Origin of the sequence: Phormidesmis priestleyi ULC007, from assembly GCF_001895925.1 — a bacterium.
Lineage (GTDB): Bacteria > Cyanobacteriota > Cyanobacteriia > Leptolyngbyales > Leptolyngbyaceae > Phormidesmis_A > Phormidesmis_A priestleyi_A.
On sequence record NZ_MPPI01000012.1, the window covers coordinates 14,270 to 32,886 of the forward strand.

An 18,617-nucleotide genomic window follows, 5' to 3' on the forward strand; every position below is an offset into this window, starting at 1 on the left:
AAAGAGTGACCTACGCCATGCTGTTTTCGATCGCCCACCGTGCCAACTCAGTGCGATTGTGTAGCCCAGTTTTGCCCAGCATGTTGCTGACGTGACTCTCGATCGTGCGTTGACTGACATTTAACTCTTCAGCAATCTCTCGGTTTGCCATGCCCCGCGCCACAAATTGCACTACCCGCAGCTCAGTCGGCGTTAACTCAACGTCAAACGGCACCTGAATCTTGGGCGTGTTGTCTCCCCCTCTAGAGTCTTTGTGCTGAATCAGTCGCGAAGCTTGCTTGAGAGAAGACTCAACTTGAGCGACTAATTCTTCTGGCTCAAACGGCTTAACCATATACACGTCTGCGCCAATGTTGAGTCCTTTCACGCGGTCTTGACTCTGCCCTTTTGCCGAGAGAAATAGCACCGGAATCCAACTGGTTTTGGGGTCTTGGCGGATGGCGCTCACCAGCGAGTAGCCGTCCATCTCTGGCATCATGACATCGCAGATAATCATAATCTGGCGTTTCTTGCTCTAAAACTTCTAGAGCCTCACGACCGTTTTCGGCAGTGATGACTTTATAGCCGCGAAACTCAAGGTAATCTTTGACTAGCAAAATCAAGTTAGGGTCATCATCAATCAACAGCAATCGTTTGTGATTTCCGGCGCTGGTTTCCTTCATGCTGTGACACTCGCTCTGCCTGAATCGGGATTAACGGTTAGAAACTGAGTTCTATTAACTGACATATTTTACAAAACTAGCCGTCTAAGTTAACGGAAACTTTGTTAAGCCCTGTTTTTCTTGTGAGAAGCTTTGAAGCAGCCAGCGAAAAGTTGTTTATTTCTGGTCGTTGACTAAAGCGTAAATTAATTACCCTTTGTTTCTCGTGTCATTATATACGACTGCTCGGAAAATTTAACACTCTCTGGCTAATGAGCCGATCGCAATTTAGGAGACAGATGTTTTTTTGCCGCCTTAAGATCGGTGCAGCAATAAACCTGCACAAATCTGGAAACGCCCCCTAAATCCTCCAATTCTGGGAGACTTTGAACTCCAGTTCCTCCCGAATTGGGGGTTAGGGGGCGAGATCGCAGGGTGATTTACGTCGAGAATTTTATTCATGCAGGAGGTCTAATAAACCGAAAGGGGTTTAGAGAACTCGTCGCTACGCGACTAAACACAGCAGATTTGACTTTACCAAAACCTCGGAGGTTTAAGCCACTGTCGGTCACGATGCTTGATTCTTGGTTAAACCTCCGAGGTTTGCGTGGGTCTTAAGTTGCATCAGACTTGACGGGAGTTGGCAGCGGATGGGTTAGGAATGCGTATTCCTGCACAATTTTGTTCTCAATTAAGTGTTCTTGGATGATGCGATCGATAATTTCTGGGCTAGCGGCTCGATACCAAACTCCGTCAGGGTAGACCACCATAATCGGGCCCTGATCGCAAACGCGCAAACAGTTAGCTTTAGTGCGAAAGATGCAGTCAGGACGCTCGATCGTCGGGGTGTCGAGTTTGAGTTCCTTTAAACGGTTTTTTAGATGGTTCCAAGCAACCAACCCTGCTTCTTTAGAACAGCATAAGGGTTTTGTTTGGTCGGCACAGATCAAGACGTGACGTTGGATTTGAGCGAGTCCTAAAGATTCAACACATTTCGTTAAATCGGTTTGCGAGGTCATTGATTAGAAGATTTTATAGATTGACTGATCAAAAAAGGTAGGGAAATCTTTCCCTACCCTTGAGCTTAACTTGACTGAACTGAGTTCTCAATCAAAGTGTTTCTGGAGAAGGTGGCTCAGGTTGCGGTTCTACACGCTTGGGGCTGAGAGGCGGCTCTAGCGACTCCATGCGGCGGGTGAAATACATGATGATCGCCAGGAAGACAAATAGTCCGATCGAACCCATTAATAGCGAATAGTCTTGGTTTGCCAGCACCACATAGAGATAGCTGTAGAGTGCTGCCTGCATGACTCCGACGATCGCGCCCCGTTTTTTAGCTCGCAGCACTGATGTCGAATAGGCGGTAAGCAAGATAACTACTGCACCCGTAGCGGTTAGATAGCCGATTTTGAACCCCAGGTGTTCAGAAATTGCCAGTTGTAAGAGATAAAACATCGACATCGCCACCCCAACCAGCAGATATTGCAAGGGATGAACGCGCAGACGAGTTGCGGTTTCAAACAGCCAAAACACCGCAAACGTCAAAATCAAGAACAAATAATTGTATTTGATGCTGCGATCGCTCATGCGATAGTTATCGACGGGCGAAATCAGATCGACTCCAAACAGAGATGCTTGAATCAGTTCGGGGTTAACGGGTGATTCATTGTTCCACTGTTGAGGATAGTTGCGACCGAGAGATGGAATATCCCATGTGGCATCAAAGCCTTTGGAAGTCACCGATCGCTGGTCGGGTAACCATACGCCCTGAAAGCTGGGATTTGTCCAGTCAGAGTTGAGGCTGACTTTGGTAACTTTGCCAAAGGGCGCAAAGGCGATTTTCTCGCTGCCGTTAACCGTGAGAGGAATTGCAAAATCAAAGCTTTCGCCCTTGATCTGGTCTTTTAGATTGGCGTGAATGCCTTGTTCGGGGCCGCCATATTTGCCTTGTCCGGCTGTAAACGGAATTGATTTTTGATTCCAGTCCAGGGTCGCTTGGGTTTGAATGGCGTGAGCATCCGAGATTTGCAAACTCAGTTCAGCGCGATCCCACAAAACATCTTCGGGACGCACTCCCCAACTTACGACATCGGGACGGACAAACCGACCGCGAATATCTAGTTTTGTTTGATAGATTGGCACTTCAAAAATGCCTCGATAGCGCACTTCTGTTTTGAGCTTGCCGCTCACCTGCAAATCATCGGGCAAAAAGGTGCCGTATTTGACTTCAGATTTTTCATCTTTGCCGACCTGCGATCGCCGAATATAAGGCACATAAAGCCGCGGCCCAAGGATAGTCTGCTCACGTCCCCAATTAGAGGTAATGCTGCTGATTGCTTCTTGACGCAAGTTTTGGCGATCGCTCACCAACCCTTGCAGCATCGCAGTCGGAATTTGCAGAACGAGAATCAGAAACGTGATTAAAAAAAGACGGGCGAGTTGAGAGTTTTTTAGCTGCTCGTACATAGGTGACGATTAAGAAGGCTGAATGCTTTGATTCATTTCTCAAGGCTTCATCCGTGCGCTCGAAAATTTCGGAGGAGAACATTTAAGAAACGTGAAGCAGATAGGAAGTAATCGCCAGATTAGAACAAGAAATAGCGTTGCGCCATTGGCAAGACCGTTGCAGGTTCACAGGTCAACAACTGTCCATCAGCACGAACTTCATAGGTCTCGGAGTCTACCTCGATATGTGGTAACGCATCATTGAGCTTCATATCGCGTTTGGTGAGATTGCGAATGCCTGAGACAGCAACAGCGGTTTTTTGTAAATTTAGCTGGTCGGGAATGCCCTTTTTGAGGGCCGTGTGAGAGAGAAAGGTGAGCGAAGTCGCCGCGATCGCACCTCCAAAACTGCCAAACATCGGCCGCATATGCACAGGCTGCGGCGTGGGAATGCTGGCGTTAGCATCGCCCATTTGTGACCAGGCAATCATGCCGCCTTTGATCACCATTTCAGGCTTAACGCCAAACATCGCAGGTCGCCATAGACATAAGTCTGCCAGTTTACCGACTTCGATCGATCCGACGTGGTTAGCGATGCCGTGAGTGATCGCAGGATTGATCGTATATTTTGCGATGTAGCGTTTGGCTCTGTGATTGTCATTGCGTGACGAATCTTCTGCTAATGCACCGCGCTGAACTTTCATTTTGTGTCCGGTTTGCCAAGTGCGAATGATCACTTCACCAATCCGACCCATGGCTTGCGAGTCAGATGACAACATACTAAACGCACCCAGATCATGCAGAATATCTTCGGCGGCGATCGTTTCTCGGCGAATTCGCGATTCGGCAAACGCCACATCTTCAGGAATGCTGGGATCGAGGTGATGACAGACCATCAGCATATCCAAATGCTCGTCTAGCGTATTTAGCGTGTAGGGGCGAGTCGGATTGGTGGAGGACGGCAACACGTTCGCTTCGCCGCAAACTTTGATGATGTCAGGGGCATGTCCGCCGCCTGCACCTTCAGTGTGATAGGTGTGAATGACGCGATTTTTAAAGGCCGCGATCGTATCTTCAACAAACCCGGCTTCATTCAAGGTGTCGCTGTGAATGGCAACCTGCACGTCGTATTCGTCAGCCACGTTGAGACAGTTATTGATCGCGGCGGGAGTTGTTCCCCAATCTTCGTGCAGTTTTAGCCCGATCACACCCGCTTTCACCTGTTCTTCGAGGGCGGCAGGCTGCGAACTGTTGCCTTTGCCGAGGAATCCAATATTCATCGGGAACGCGTCGGCGGCTTGCAGCATTCGATAGATATTCCAGGGCCCGGGTGTGCAAGTGGTGGCATTGGTTCCGGCGGCAGGCCCGGTGCCTCCACCGATCATTGTGGTGATGCCAGAAGCGATCGCGACCTCGATTTGTTGCGGACAAATAAAGTGAATGTGTGTATCAATGCCGCCAGCCGTGAGGATCATGCCCTCTCCCGCGATCGCTTCGGTGCCGGGGCCAATAATGATCGTTACGTTGTCTTGAATGTAGGGATTTCCGGCTTTTCCGATCGCTGCAATCTTACCGTCTTTAATGCCAACATCGGCTTTGACAATGCCCCACCAGTCTAGAATTAACGCATTCGTAATCACCGCATCAACTGCGCCATCTTCATTCGTAATCGGTGATTGTCCCATGCCATCCCGAATCACCTTACCGCCACCAAACTTAACTTCTTCGCCGTAGGTAGTGTAGTCTTGTTCGACTTCGATGATCAGTTCGGTGTCAGCGAGACGCACCCGATCTCCCACTGTTGGGCCAAATGTTTCAGCGTAGGCGCGGCGATTCATGCGGTAACTCATGCAGTCTTCCTCACAGTGAATTAGGGGCGAAAGATACGATCGACAGGCTGGCTGCGATCGCGACGATAAATATCAAAATCTTTGTCTAGCGTTGCAATAGCAGCAACATTCAAACGTTCAGAAATCACAATTAAAAACAAATCTGCAAAATCACCAGGTAAGTCAGCATATTAAGCATTCAGTTCAGCAATTCGTATAAAGTCACTTGGAATTATAAGGTTCACACCTCGGCTGAATCTGTTAAAAAGTCATTTTGCATCGTGAAATAAGGTTTTCCACTGCATAGACCGGGTTTTACTGCTACACACTGTGCAGTTTTAACCAGCCAATTTCAAGTCACTGTCTTTCGTCTTCACGATCGCTCGTTCTCACTGTTTAGTTTGGGATGGATTACTAGACCCATCTCGTTTTGCCCCAAACCAGCCAAACCAGCCAAGCGATGTGATGAACTGCGACGATCGTCCAAAACTTAGTTTGATAAGACGCTTTCTGACTTTTGTGGCGCAACATTCGCTGGGCTATAAACCCGCCTAACCATCCGCCTGCCAGTTCACACAGATGCAGCGTTTGTTCAGGAGTTCGCCACTGCCTTCGTTGGGCACGAGATTTATCTTTAGCGTATAGAGCATAAGTCACTAAACTCATGACAGAATAGAGAATCAGCGGAAGGGGATTGCGCGTTGTTAGAGTAAAATGAGTAGCTCCAGACAAAGGCAAAATCGACAGCAACAATACCTCATATATGGGAAAGTTCGATCTGGGTACAGCACTGAGTTTAGCGTTGCCAATCAAAAACCCCCAGGGAGAAGTTGATTTGTTTCTCGCTCCCAGAATAAAAGCGTTGCAAGCCCGAATTTTGCCATCTGAGTCAACTATGGGGTAGTAGTAAATCGTGTCGTTTTCCTGCGGGCGACGGGTCGCATCTTGAAGCTCAGACATATGTAGAAAAACGTCCTTGCTTCCATCAGCGGGCTGGATGAAACCAAATCCACGATCGTCTTTCCATTGCGTAAGTTTTCCACTGCGTAGACTGGGTTTCATGAAAAAGCTTAATGATACGAACTTGGCAATTTTAACAAACCCACTTCAAGTACAGTCCTGACCGGAAGACAAAGTAACCCTTACAATTTCGCTTGGGCGACGCACTCTTCGACGGGTCTGATTTGATGCCAATCAATGGTCGCAACCCATATTTTTTCTACTTCAGAGTACTGCACTGCTCCGTCAACTTCTAACTCTTCACTATAAAGCGTCAATAACCGACCATTCTGTAACTCGATTCGATGACGGGATAGATCTTCGATCGTGCCAATACAATTTAGACGTAATCGCCCTTGGGCATCCGCATTATGGAAGTCTGCAAAAATTCTGGGACGGTTCATAAAGCTGCTCCAAATTAAACCTGCTGTGATGGACTCGGAACTGTTGGGATTAAGAGGTTGCTAATTTCCTTTGGAGTTAAGCCTGTCAAAGTGGCATGATTTGGGCTTCTTCCAGAGGTTCGGATGACATCTCCACCTAGTTTGCGAACTTCACTAACCCTTTTAACACCTACCTGCCCGTGTGGAATGGTCGCTGCTAATTCTGCTAGTGACGATCCTAACTTCACATTCGACTGAAATCCCAGTCACACCACTGGGATGAGTTCCAGTTGCCCGTTGAATATCTTCTGGACGATTGCGCCCGCCTCGAACCACGATCGCATCGTCTGGAATAATCTGCACAAACTTTACTCTGAGTCTTGGAATCCTGCTCTCATCGATACTGATCAAAAGAACCCCTGAATGATCAATAGCTCAGGGGTTGAACATTGCGGAATTAGAACTCCGATCGCGTCCTACAGTTTGCTAATAATTCGCTGCACGATTTGTACACCCGTCAGCGCTTGCCAGCTAAACAGACCCACAATCACCACATTCAAAGTAATGTGCGTATAGCGTGCCCAGTCTTGCCCTTTTTGCATAAACGGCGATAGAGAAGCCGACACCGCGATCAACGCCGTCATACTCAACCCTGCCAACAAGTGCGACCCAACAAACAGCTTGCCATTGTTGATGTAAGTGATGACCATTCCAGCGATCGAACCTACCACCATCAGCGCCAACACTACCGACCCGATCTGATAGTGCTTTACATTGAACTTTCCTTTGATCAGCTCTTTTTTGAGATCGCCTTCTGCGGCGCGAGTCCGACGAATTTGAACGCCTAGATATAAGGCGTAAAGGGTCAACGCAAACAGCACCCACATCAAAACAGGGTGCAAAAACTGACTGTAGACTTTAACCGACTCTGGAATCTTGTCCAAGGGCATCGAGAGTTCTCCGTGTGCGAGGAATGTTGTAAAACTTAGCATAATTGGTTTAATGCAAAAAGTGCCGAATTCCGGTGAACACCATGACGATGCCTAGCTCATTGGCTGCGTCGATCGAGTCTTGATCTCGCAGACTTCCTCCGGGCTGCACGATCGCCGCAATTCCGGCTGCTGCCGCCGTTCGCACTGAGTCATCAAACGGGAAAAATCCATCGCTGGCAAGAACGGCTCCGGTTGATTTTTCACCTGCTTGCTCTAAGGCGATTTTGACCGATCCGACTCGATTCATCTGACCTGCGCCGACTCCGATCGTGGTGCGATTTTGGGTGATGACGATCGCGTTGGATTTGACGTGCTTACAGATCTTCCAGGCAAACAACAACTCGGCAAGCTGGGCTGGAGTCGGTTTTTTCTCGGTTGGCATCTGCCACTGAGTCGGGTCAGCCATAATATCGTCAGAGGCTTGAGCTAGAAATCCTCCGGCGATCGGTTTCACGGTTCCTTTGGCTCCACTTTGCAAATCCGGCAGCAACAACACCCGCAGTTTAGATTTAGCTTGCAGAATTTGTTGGGCTTCAGCGTCACATCCTGGAGCGACAACGCACTCTAGAAAGGTCTTGGTCATTGCGGTGGCGGTTGGGACATCGATCGCCCGATTGAGTGCCACAATTCCCCCAAATGCTGAAGTAGAGTCTGCGTTAAACGCTTTCTCATATGCTTCTGACAACGATGATCCCATCGCCGATCCACATGGGTTTGTATGTTTAACGATCGTTGCGGCTGGATCATTGTCTAAAGTAGCGAATTCAGCGATGATCTGTCGGGCGGCTTCTAGGTCAACTAAGTTGTTGTAGCTCAGTTCTTTGCCCTGAAGTTTGGGTGCAGATGCCCAACCTGTGGGAGTGGCTCCGGTTTGATACCAGGCAGCAGGTTGATGCGGATTTTCTCCATAGCGCAAGGCTTGAATTTGGTGCCCTGTTAAAGTCAAGTTAGTGGGAAGTCCAGCACTTTCTGAAGGTTGCTGTGCCTCTAAATAGGTTGAAATGGCACGATCGTAACTAGCAGTGTGCTGAAACGCCTGCAACGCGCAACTCTGACGAAACGAGAGCGAAGCGTCTCCGTTGTGTCTCAATTCTTGAAGATAAGCGTCATATTGAGTCGGATTGCACAGCACCGTTAGATGGGCAAAATTCTTAGCCGATGCCCTGAGCATTGCGGGGCCGCCGATATCGATGTTCTCGATCGCGTCTGCTAAAGTCACATCGGATTTAGCGATCGTTTGCTCAAAGGGGTAGAGATTGACGACAACGAGGTCGATCGGGCGAATTTGCTGCGCCTCTAAGTCTGCCAAATGTTCGGGCAGATCGCGCCGCGCCAAGATTCCGCCGTGAATGCGTGGGTGCAGTGTTTTCACTCGTCCGCCTAAGATTTCGGGCGCTCCGGTGTAATCAGAAACTTTTGTGACAGGCAATCCAGCTTGTTTTAATGCGTTTGCAGTGCCACCACTACTGATGATGTCGAACCCGAATTCTTCGACCAGGCTTCGCGCTAAATCAATCAGTCCTGTTTTGTCAGATACACTCAGCAGTGCTAGACGTGCCATGAATTCAAAGTCCTCAGTCGTTAAATCGCATCTTTTAGGATAAAGGAAGTGCTGGGAGAATGGGCGATCAGACGGTTGAAAGCTGGCGCTTTATCAAATCTAGTGAGCAGCGATTATTGCGTTGACATGGGTGAAGATACGATCGAGTTCTGCAATCGCGTCGAGTTCTGCAATTTCTTCGGGGGTGAGTTGGTCGGCTTTCTTTTTGTCGAGAAGGTTTTCCATGCGAAGTTGTAGAAATTCGCTGAACTTGAACAAATTCCAGCGATCGACTTTCTCAATGCGAATTTCATGCAGCAGCGACGATGGCTTGCCAAGCGTTGTAGTCATTTTAGTTCGGCCAAGTAAAACCTGTAATTGCCTGATTGCAGCTTGATGGGATTATAGCTTTTTGGCTATTGTATCGATCGCGAACAATCGGCTCAACGTATAAAAAAGCCGCTCTGATGAGGAGCGGCTTACGTTTCTAACTAATTCGACCGTGAAGAATCAGTACAACTGGAGTGCTTGAAGAAGCTCGGACTGCCAACTTCAAGTTTCCAACTAATCCGATCGTGAAGGATCGGCACAGACTTGTTTCCAACTAATCCGATCGCGAACGATCGGGCAATTTTAAAAAGGGTCACGCTCCCAAGTCACAGTAATGTTTAGCTTACAAAAGCTTCTTCGATCCTAACGATTGACGCTGCTCATGTCTGTGTAGCGATCGCCCACCGCAATTCCTAGCGGTAGCGCTTTTCCAATTTGGTCTAGCTCGGCTTGAGTTAAAGTCACTGTGGTGGCTGCAATATTCTCCTCTAAATAAGTGCGGCGTTTAGTGCCAGGAATGGGCACAATGTCTTCTCCCTGCGCCAAAACCCACGCCAGAGCCAACTGTCCAGCTTTGACACCTTTATCGGCTGCCATTTGTTCAACTTGCTGCACCAACTCTAGATTGTGCTGCATATTCTCAGCTTGAAAGCGGGGATAGCGTTCAGCCCGAAAATCGCCCTCAGATAAATCATCTAGGCTCTTGATCTTGCCCGTGAGAAACCCCCGACCCAGAGGGCTGTAGGGGACAAAACCAATGCCTAACTCGCGGCAGGTAGGCAAAATCTCGGCTTCTGGCTCTCGACTCCAGAGTGAATATTCTGTCTGAAGTGCAGAAATAGGATGCACGGCTTGAGCACGACGAATCGTGGCGATCGCGGCTTCTGAAAGACCCAGATAGCGCACCTTTCCGGCTTGCACCAACTCCGCCATCGCGCCGACAGTTTCCTCGATCGGAGTGTTGGGATCAACTCGATGCTGATAATACAAATCAATCACGTCCACGCCCAAGCGCTTGAGGCTGGCATCACAGGCAGAGCGGACATAATCGGGCTTGCCACTTATCCCCAAAAAGCTGCCGTCGCTGCCGCGCACATTGCCAAATTTAGTCGCGATCACCACCCGATCGCGATGGTCTTTGATGGCTTTACCCACTAACTCTTCGTTGTGACCCACGCCATACATATCGGCAGTATCTAGCAAAGTGACTCCTAGCTCTAAGGCTCGATGAATGGTGGCGATCGCTTCTGATTCATCAGCAGTGCCATAGAACTCAGACATGCCCATACAGCCTAATCCTAGCTCTGAGACGACTAATCCTTGATTACCTAGTTTGCGCTGTTTCATTGGTTTTTCCTGGTTTGGCGAATGATTGCAAGACGATTTCATCCCTACGAATTAGAACATAGGTTAGAAACACTCCGCTTACAATCTATCTAAACGGAGGGTTTTGGAATGCGATCGTAAGGGGGTTCACAGATCGAGTTGTAAGCCAGGGTGATGTTGTCTGAACCCAACAGATAATCTATGTAGGTGGCAACAACACCATCACCGAGGCAGCCGCGATAATCTGCAAATCCTTCGTGCCCGCCAGGATATTGGAGATCTTTCCAAATCGGAGGTTCATAACCAAAAATATAGTTGAAGAATTGCTTGGTGTTGTAGTTAAAGTAGCCATTGTTCGCCGTATTTGGGATTAACCAAATAGTTTGCACTCGGTTGTCAACAAAGGTCATACCAAACTTGCCTTGCTTAGGAAAAGTCGGAAACACCCGTCGCACCCCAGATGGGGAGTAGGTATAGAGTTTAGTGTTGGGTTTGTCTTTCAGAGTTTCGATCGTCCATGGACGACCAAAGTGTCGTTGGATCGTGGCTGGAGTTTGGTTAAGAACGTAACGTCCCGCAAGGGCAGGAGTGGGAAAAAGACCGCTCAAAAACAGGATTGCTAAACCGAGTAGAATAAATTTCTTCATTTGAGTTAGATAACACAGGTACATCTTCATCTACCGCATGAGCCACGAACATTTCGCCCAAATGACATTGATGCTTTATGCAATGGGTCGAAACCTGCGAAGCCCAGACAGAAGCGTAATCTTGGCGATCGCGCTATAGTATTTCCTAGCATTCTCACCATGCCGGAGGCTTCTATGACTTCCCAGCAACTAGAAGAACGTTCTCAACAACTCGAAGCGAGAGTTATTGCCCTAGAAGCAGAGATCGTGCAGATCAAGCAACTTCTTTCGCATGAAAAGCAGACTGAATCGCCTTGGTGGGAAAAAGTTGTTGGCTCGTTTGTCGATCGCCCCGACTTTGATGAAATGAAACGCTTAGAGCGCATTCTAAATAAAAGCTTAAAGCCATGCAGGTAGAAAAGCAGGATGAATCAAGATTGAAAAGTCACCTTGATCCTTGTTGTAGTTGTAAGCGATCGCTCTCATCAAAAACTGGGTTACAGGCTATTTGCCTTTCTACGGAATTTGGGCCGCGATCGTGCTATTTGCTTTTCCGTTCCTCTTCTCGTTTAAGTAAACCGAGGAAATTAGAGAGCCGCCTAAAGGTGCAGCCAAGAACTTTGATCACACAATTGACGACTCCCAACTCCCTACAGTTGAATCGTGACTTTGTTGTGCAATTCCTCCAGGTAGATCAGTGAACTGTTGCCTAGAACAATGTTGAATTTCACGAGGGAACGTTCCACTTGATATCCCGGCAACACTCGCGCGATTTGATATTCTGTCGTCAAGTCACTGGTGCCATCCCACTTGAACGATGCTAGTTGATTGGATGCGATCGCACTCAGTTGTGAAACGAAGTCCTCAATAGAATCGCTCACATCAGGAAGAATGCCAGACGACAGAAAGATTAAACGCTCTTGCAAATCTAAAGTAACTGTGACTCGATAACGTTTCATCGTCGAGAGATCTAACTCAACGGTGAACGAAATCGAGCCAGGAAAGATATTCCTGACTCCCATGTTGTTATATCCTCTCTGTTAAGTCAAAGAGGATGAGAATGCTGATGTCTCAAGCATTCTGCATGGATATAAAACACCTGCTGGATCTTGATTCCATCCTTTCAAGATCCCATAGCAAAGCTGACGGTGTACAATCATGAACGCCTCCTGAGTTAATTACGCTAACTAGGGATGGAAGTCCTCGGAGTCTGATTTGCGAGATCAGACTTCGGGGCACGACTCCATCACTGCGATGTATTCTACAAGAGTTTTTTGGTTTTTGGAATGCTGAATTTTTGAGGGGGTGCGATCAAATGGCAGTTTTGCGCCGTTGTAGTGCAAATCTGTCAGCTTAATCCTCCAAACGGGGTTTTAGAGTGTGAGTGTGTCAGCTTAGTTTTCTGGGATCGTGCAATAGGTCACAGGATAAACTCGGTTTAATTAGATTGTCAGGTGGCTTAGGCTACCTGTTAGAGCATTGTTTGATGCCTACCTGTAAAATGGTCAACATCGATCAGAGAAGGTGATCGCGTTACGCCTAAAGGGAACAATGAGATGCGTGTCCTGAATAACTTATGCGAGTTATATTGGACTGAATAGCACCTCATTTCTACGGATTACTGTGTAACCATGTCATTGATTACTCCCGTGTTTAGTGTTTGTGAATTAGGTAATTCCTATCTGTGGGCTGCATGGAACACTCCTCAAGACGCTAATGCTTTCCTTGAGAAATCTGAAAAGATAGCTGTATTGGATTGTTTCTTTTATGCTGAAGCTCCATCAAGGGATGTTGCAATTCAGAATGCTCATAAAATTTTAGGTTCTTTTGCAAAACAGGTCAGTAATGAGTTGGCAGAAGAAGTCGCTAAGGCGTTATATGGCAAGCTATACAACGACATCGTTAAAAATAATACGAGTAGCGGCAACTCTTCTGCACACTCAGAGCAACTCGATCCTTCTGACCTACTTCAATCACTAATTGGCTTAAGCACAGTAAAGTCAACTGTTCAGGAGTTAGTGAACATGGCAAAAGTAGCGCAGATGCAAGCTCAGGCAGGGTTAAAGGCTCCCTCGATCACAAGGCATGTGGTATTTACGGGCAATCCTGGCACAGGCAAAACCACAGTAGCTCGGATTGTGGGTGAGATCTACAATAACCTCGGTGTTCTGTCGAAAGGACATTTCATTGAGGTTGATCGAACGGATCTCGTTGCAGAATATTTGGGTCAAACAGCACCCAAAACAGCACAAGTCGTTGAATCTGCTCTAGGGGGGGTGCTTTTCATTGATGAAGCTTACTCCCTGGTTCCAGAGGGACGCGGTGATATATTTGGGCAAGAAGCAATCAATACGCTCTTGAAAATGATGGAAGACCACCGAGAGGATTTAGTGGTTATTGCCGCCGGGTACAAAGAAGAGATGGTGCGGTTCATTAACTCTAATCCTGGTCTAAAATCTAGATTTGCAAGGTCAATTCATTTTGAAGATTATTCTTCTGCTGAGTTAGCTGAAATCTTTAAGGTTACGTGTGAAAGGCACGGTTATTTATTCTCAGACAAGACGCTGAAAGCAGTACGTCAACTGGTCAACAAATTTGAGGATCGAATCGGAGAACTGGGAAATGGTAGATTTGTTAGGAATATTTTTGATCGTTGTATTGCCAACCAATGCAATCGCCTAGCAACAACAGCCAAGCCCTCTAAGGAAGATCTGAAGACATTTTTACCTATCGATATTCCTTCCCCTGAGCAATTAGCAGAGTGCCTTGTCTGATATTAGCAATGTAGTAGTCACCATCTAATGTCATTGGAGCGGACGGTCGGAAGTCTTTTCGTCTATCGTCTAAACCTTCGTGCCACTGCTCAACTGCATCGTCAGGTCAATAAGAACGAGAAGGGGAAATGATGAACGCCACAAGTCTCTTAGCTCAAACCAGTTAGTAGCTGATTACGAGCTTCTGCTAGGGCATCGGGTAGCTTACTCGCATCGCGTCCGCCTGCTTGAGCGAGGTTGGGACGACCACCACCGCCACCACCACAGAGTTTAGCGATCGCCCCCACAACTTTCCCAGCCTGCAATCCTCTTTTCACAACCGCAGGGCTAAACGCCGCCGCCAAACTAACTTTGCCTTCTTCAGGCACAGAGCCTAACACCACCGCTCCTTCACCCAGCTTTTGCAGCAGTTGTTCTGTCACTGTTTTGAGCGATTCGGGATCGACGGATGCGAGTGAGGCGACCAAGATTTTGAAGTTGCCGATCGATTCGGCTTGGGTCAGCAGTTGATCGGCTTTTGCAAAGGCGAGTTGCCCTTTGAGCGCGTCGAGTTGCTTTTGAGTTGTTTTGAGTTCGGCTTGCAATGAGGCGATGCGATCGGGAATCTCTTCAGGCTTGACTTTGAAGCGATCGCTCAACTCGCGCACAACAGTATCTCGAACATTCAGGTACTCTAGAACAGCAGTTCCGGCGATCGCTTCAATGCGACGAATGCCTGCTGCAACACCTGACTCGGAGACGATTTTGAAGATACCGATTTCTGTGGTGTTGCTGACGTGAGTTCCGCCACAAAGCTCCATTGAGACACCGGGAACATCCAAAACTCTCACAGTCTCAGAGTATTTTTCGCCAAACATCGCGATCGCGCCTCTTTCCTTTGCTTCGGTCAGACCCATGACGTGAGTATTAGCGATATGAGCTTCTGCAATCCAGGTGTTGACCTGTTCCTCGATTTGTTGAACTTCGGCAGCCGTGATGGTGCGAGGACAGTTGAAATCGAAGCGGAGCCGATCGAATGCCACGAGCGATCCGGCTTGAGAAATGCTGTCATCGACAATCTTCTTTAGAGCCGCTTGCAGTAAATGAGTCGCGGTGTGATGTGCCTGAACTCGACGACGATACGCCAGATCGATCTGAGCCGTTACCGTGTCTCCGACGTGCAGAGTGCCCCGCTCAATGCGCCCAAAATGCACCGAGAACGCAGATTCTTTTTTCACGTCTTCAATTCGCACCAGGATGGAATCACCGGAGAGATAGCCCCGATCGCCCACCTGTCCGCCCGACTCTGCATAAAAAGGAGTCTGATTGAGAATGACTTGAACTTGAGTTCCAGCGTCTGCCGATTCGACAGATTCACCCTCGACGAGCAAGACTTCAACGGTTGCCTGACTCGATGGCTGCGTGTAGCCCAAAAATTCGGTTGCGTGAATGCGTTCTGCTAACTCATCCAACGTGCCTTGAACGGTGAGATCGATCGTTTTGTGAGCCGCTTTTGCGCGATCGCGCTGGGCTTTCATCTCGGTTTCAAAGCCTTCTGTATCCACGTTAAACCCTTTCTCTGCCAACTCTTGTCTGAGTTCCATCGGAAAGCCATGAGTGTCAAAAGACTCATAGCACCCGACGAGCTTTTTCATCTGATCTGGCGAAAAAATACTGCTGTCAAAGTACACGTAGTCGTCAGCAATCTCTTGCGTGAGTTCCAATGGAAAACCATATGTGTCGTACAGAACAAAAGCATCTCGACCAGAGAGTGGTAATAAAGCTCGTGCTACCCCATAACGGTTTTTATCCAGAAGTACTTCCCGCTTAGCCCATACTTTTTTCTCTAATGAAGTTGCTTGTTCAGAAAGATTTTGATTGTGCCCAGATTGCTGAAGGAACAGTTGCTGTTTCTGCTTTAGATCGGCAAGCGATTCCTTCAGGATTTGTTGAGGTATTTCTACTAAGCCCTCTAGCTCACGAAGTACTAACTCACGTTGAGGTTCTTCTGAAGCTTTTTCCCAGCGCTCCATTGCTCTTACAACTTTCGTAACCTGACGTTCTTTATTTTGCAAAACTTCATTCAGCAGTTTTTCGCCTCGCTCCAACGTCTCACGGAATCGAGATTCTTCTTTTTGCAGTTCGTTTTTGATCGTGTCTGCTTTTTGCCGCACTTTAGGATAAGCCGATTCAGACAGCCCGATCGCCGTTTCCGCAACCTGAGTCGTAAAGTCTTGGTTAATGCCCATCAATCGACCATGACGCACAACACGACGAATTAGACGACGCAGCACATAGCCTCGACCTTCGTTATTGGCAGTAATGCCGTCTGCAATCATATGCACGACTGCCCGAACGTGATCGCCAATGACTTTAAGCGAAGTTTTGGTCGCATCGTCCTGTATGGCGTAATCAATCCTGGCGATCGCGGCAGCCGTTTGGACGATCGGGAAAATCAAATCTGTCTCGTAGTTATTGGGCACTTTTTGCAGAATTTGTGCCATCCGCTCTAAGCCTAAGCCCGTGTCGATATTCTGGTTTTGCAATGGGGTGAGATTGCCATCAACATCGCGGTTATATTGCATGAACACCAGGTTATAAAACTCGATAAACCGGGTGTCATCTTCTAAATCGATGTCGTCGCCTTTTTCAGGATGGAAGTCGTAATAGATCTCAGAACACGGCCCACACGGCCCCGTCGGTCCCGAAACCCAAAAGTTATCTTTCTCACCCATACGCTGAATTCGATGAGCAGGAATGCCGATTTCGTCGCGCCACATCGCAAACGCTTCGTCGTCTTCCTCAAAGACGCTGACGACTAACCGTTCTGGCGGCAAATTATAGATTTTGGTCGAAAGTTCCCATGCCCACGCGATCGCTTGAGATTTGAAATAATCGCCAAAGCTGAAGTTGCCCAGCATCTCAAAAAATGTGTGATGTCGTGCCGTGCGTCCCACATTCTCGATATCGTTGGTGCGAATGCACTTCTGAGAGGTGGTGGCACGCGCAAACTCCGCCTGACGCTGCCCCAAAAAGATCGGCTTAAATGGCAGCATTCCGGCGATCGTCAGCAAAACGGTCGGATCTTCGGGCACCAAAGAGGCACTGGGCAAAATTTTGTGCCCTCTTTCTGCATAAAAATCGAGAAACTGTTGCCGAATCTGAGCGCCGTTAGGGGGAGTAGACATGGGAATCTGTAGTGTTAACGAACCTGTAGGTCTATTCTATTCCAGCAACCAGCCGAACAGTTCGCCTACAGTTAACCGAAAATCTTTGGCAAATTCTGGCACAGGCAGCACTTGCTCGAATTGATTGAAAATTTGCGATCGCTGATTAAAGGGATACCCAATCACCGACTGCTCATCTGGATCAACCAACCAACCCATCTGACAGCCGTGATCGAGGCAATGCAGAATGTTGTTAGTCACCTTAGTTTGCCGTTGATCGGGTGAAAGAATCTCGATTGTCCAATCAGGTGCAGCATTAAAAGCGTTGGCAACGCCTCCATTTTCCTTACGCGGAATTCTGTCATAAGTAAACACAGCAATATCAGGAACGATCGCTCTTCCACCGAAACTGCATCTGAGTTCAGGAAAAGCACGAGCAACTTTTTGAAGCTTGACAACTCCATCAATTGCGTTGGTCAGGTCTCTCTGAAGGGTGCTGTGTTCTCCTTTTGGCATGGGTTTTTGGATGATTTGACCGTCAATGTATTCGCTGGCTGGCTTAGTTTCTGGTAGGTTTAAAAATTCTTCTAGCGTGATGGTTTTTTGAGGAGCTTGTACCATGATTCACCTCGTAGGTTCCGTAGTATTAATTAACGGTTCTCTAACTGTAGCCAACTGAATAAATTTTCTACTGTAAGCTTCAGTCCACTCGCGATCTCTGGAACCGAAAGCACTTGTTCAGGTTCGTCAAAAGCCTGCGATCGCCCATCAGAAGGATATACAATCACCACTTTCTCATCAGGATCGAGCAGCCAACCCATTAAACAGCCGTGATCAAGACAGTGCAAAATGTTCTTCGTCACTTTGGTTTGATTCTGATCGGGTGAAAGAATCTCGATCGTCCAATCAGGTGCAGCATTAAAAACGTTGGCAATTTCTCCATTTGCATCGACTGGAATCCGATCCCAGGCAAAAACTGTGATGTCGGGAACAATCGATCGTCCTCCAAAGGTGCAACGCAATTCTGGAAAAGCCAGTGCAATTCGCCGTTCTTCAACTAAGTCGTTGATTTTAGTGACGAATTTCCCTTGAAGTTTGCTGTGTTTTCCTTGGGGCATAGGTTTTTGGATGATTTGACCGTCAATGTATTCGCCAGCAGGTTTGGTTTCTGGCAGTTTCAGAAATTCTTCCAGCGTGATGGTTTTTTGAGGAGTTTGTACCATGTGTCTGTCTCCTAATGCCTATCTTTATTATCAGGCTGCCAAAGAGAACGATCGGCGTTTGGCGGCACTAACACCCATAAGCTTTTCGGCACTACCTGAAAATTCATGGGACTCACGCCCAGATAATCGCCATCGACCTGCACAGGCAAAACCTTTCGTCCCAAAATTTGCACCTGTCGCGCCCGATAATAGTTCACTTCGGGATCGCGATCGTAGTGCCGCAAAAAAATCGACAACAGCCGCAGCGGTGCCATCAACATATTGTCGCCCTTGATCACGCACACATCCAATAAGCCATCGTTGAGAACTGCATGGGCCGTTAGCGGCTGAGGCGGAAGCGAACTGCCCATAAGTAAGAGAACC

Annotated in this window: 19 protein-coding genes; 2 read left to right on the forward strand and 17 right to left on the reverse strand. The window is 47.8% G+C overall.

Annotated elements, in window-relative coordinates:
* Positions 1-10: 10 nt before the first annotated feature.
* From BRW63_RS12445 to BRW63_RS12505, 12 genes are all read right to left on the reverse strand, one after another.
* Positions 11-496, reverse strand: coding sequence for a response regulator transcription factor (locus tag BRW63_RS12445; protein WP_317615815.1), 486 nt, complete (start codon positions 494-496; stop codon positions 11-13).
* 759 nt (positions 497-1,255) lie between these two features.
* A complete protein-coding gene (locus BRW63_RS12450) occupies positions 1,256-1,660 on the reverse strand; it encodes a (2Fe-2S) ferredoxin domain-containing protein (RefSeq protein ID WP_073071585.1) in 405 nt (134 codons plus the stop codon).
* 91 nt (positions 1,661-1,751) lie between these two features.
* Positions 1,752-3,107: a cell envelope integrity protein CreD gene (gene creD / locus BRW63_RS12455; RefSeq protein WP_073071587.1), complete on the reverse strand. Its 1,356-nt coding sequence runs from the start codon at positions 3,105-3,107 to the stop codon at positions 1,752-1,754.
* Between the two features lie 119 nt (positions 3,108-3,226).
* Positions 3,227-4,936, reverse strand: a complete 1,710-nt coding sequence (gene ureC / locus BRW63_RS12460) for an urease subunit alpha (protein WP_073071589.1) — start codon at positions 4,934-4,936, stop codon at positions 3,227-3,229.
* Between the two features lie 393 nt (positions 4,937-5,329).
* A complete protein-coding gene (locus BRW63_RS29940; protein ID WP_073071591.1) occupies positions 5,330-5,977 on the reverse strand; it encodes a DUF1294 domain-containing protein in 648 nt (215 codons plus the stop codon).
* Between the two features lie 80 nt (positions 5,978-6,057).
* Positions 6,058-6,318 carry a hypothetical protein gene (locus tag BRW63_RS12475; RefSeq protein WP_073071593.1) on the reverse strand — a complete coding sequence of 87 codons (261 nt, stop codon included), beginning with the start codon at positions 6,316-6,318 and terminating at the stop codon, positions 6,058-6,060.
* A gap of 162 nt (positions 6,319-6,480) precedes the next feature.
* Positions 6,481-6,660, reverse strand: a complete 180-nt coding sequence (locus tag BRW63_RS28910) for a hypothetical protein (RefSeq protein WP_219898477.1) — start codon at positions 6,658-6,660, stop codon at positions 6,481-6,483.
* A 113-nt stretch (positions 6,661-6,773) separates the two neighbouring features.
* On the reverse strand, positions 6,774-7,247 hold the full coding sequence (locus BRW63_RS12485; protein WP_073071595.1) for a DUF4079 domain-containing protein: 474 nt from the start codon (positions 7,245-7,247) through the stop codon (positions 6,774-6,776).
* A gap of 49 nt (positions 7,248-7,296) precedes the next feature.
* On the reverse strand, positions 7,297-8,850 hold the full coding sequence (purH, locus tag BRW63_RS12490) for a bifunctional phosphoribosylaminoimidazolecarboxamide formyltransferase/IMP cyclohydrolase (protein WP_073071596.1): 1,554 nt from the start codon (positions 8,848-8,850) through the stop codon (positions 7,297-7,299).
* Positions 8,851-8,949: 99 nt separating this feature from the next.
* Positions 8,950-9,180 (reverse strand): hypothetical protein, encoded by a 231-nt coding sequence (locus BRW63_RS12495; RefSeq protein WP_073071598.1) that lies wholly within the window; start codon positions 9,178-9,180, stop codon positions 8,950-8,952.
* A 342-nt stretch (positions 9,181-9,522) separates the two neighbouring features.
* Positions 9,523-10,506: an aldo/keto reductase gene (locus BRW63_RS12500; RefSeq protein ID WP_073071600.1), complete on the reverse strand. Its 984-nt coding sequence runs from the start codon at positions 10,504-10,506 to the stop codon at positions 9,523-9,525.
* Between the two features lie 89 nt (positions 10,507-10,595).
* Positions 10,596-11,132, reverse strand: coding sequence for a hypothetical protein (locus BRW63_RS12505; RefSeq protein WP_083582892.1), 537 nt, complete (start codon positions 11,130-11,132; stop codon positions 10,596-10,598).
* 174 nt (positions 11,133-11,306) lie between these two features.
* Between BRW63_RS12505 and BRW63_RS12510 the strand changes: the two genes are divergently transcribed.
* Complete coding sequence (locus tag BRW63_RS12510) at positions 11,307-11,528, forward strand: hypothetical protein (RefSeq protein ID WP_073071603.1); 222 nt, start codon at positions 11,307-11,309, stop codon at positions 11,526-11,528.
* A gap of 233 nt (positions 11,529-11,761) precedes the next feature.
* On the opposite strand, the gene BRW63_RS12515 is transcribed toward BRW63_RS12510, so the two are convergent.
* On the reverse strand, positions 11,762-12,133 hold the full coding sequence (locus BRW63_RS12515; protein WP_073071605.1) for a hypothetical protein: 372 nt from the start codon (positions 12,131-12,133) through the stop codon (positions 11,762-11,764).
* 609 nt (positions 12,134-12,742) lie between these two features.
* On the opposite strand from BRW63_RS12515, the gene BRW63_RS12520 reads away from it, so the two are divergent.
* Positions 12,743-13,885: an AAA family ATPase gene (locus BRW63_RS12520; protein WP_073071606.1), complete on the forward strand. Its 1,143-nt coding sequence runs from the start codon at positions 12,743-12,745 to the stop codon at positions 13,883-13,885.
* Positions 13,886-14,034: 149 nt separating this feature from the next.
* On the opposite strand, the gene alaS is transcribed toward BRW63_RS12520, so the two are convergent.
* Genes alaS through BRW63_RS12550 form a run of 4 tightly spaced genes read right to left on the reverse strand, consistent with a single transcriptional unit; the run spans position 14,035 to position 18,604 of the window.
* The gene (alaS, locus tag BRW63_RS28915; RefSeq protein ID WP_223257370.1) at positions 14,035-17,052 is read right to left on the reverse strand and encodes an alanine--tRNA ligase; all 3,018 of its coding nucleotides are present in this window, start codon (positions 17,050-17,052) and stop codon (positions 14,035-14,037) included.
* Positions 17,053-17,088: 36 nt separating this feature from the next.
* Positions 17,089-17,652, reverse strand: coding sequence for a Uma2 family endonuclease (locus BRW63_RS12540; RefSeq protein WP_073071608.1), 564 nt, complete (start codon positions 17,650-17,652; stop codon positions 17,089-17,091).
* A gap of 29 nt (positions 17,653-17,681) precedes the next feature.
* Positions 17,682-18,254, reverse strand: coding sequence for a Uma2 family endonuclease (locus tag BRW63_RS12545; RefSeq protein ID WP_073071609.1), 573 nt, complete (start codon positions 18,252-18,254; stop codon positions 17,682-17,684).
* A gap of 11 nt (positions 18,255-18,265) precedes the next feature.
* The gene (locus tag BRW63_RS12550) at positions 18,266-18,604 is read right to left on the reverse strand and encodes a diacylglycerol/lipid kinase family protein (RefSeq protein WP_073071611.1); all 339 of its coding nucleotides are present in this window, start codon (positions 18,602-18,604) and stop codon (positions 18,266-18,268) included.
* Positions 18,605-18,617 lie beyond the last annotated feature (13 nt).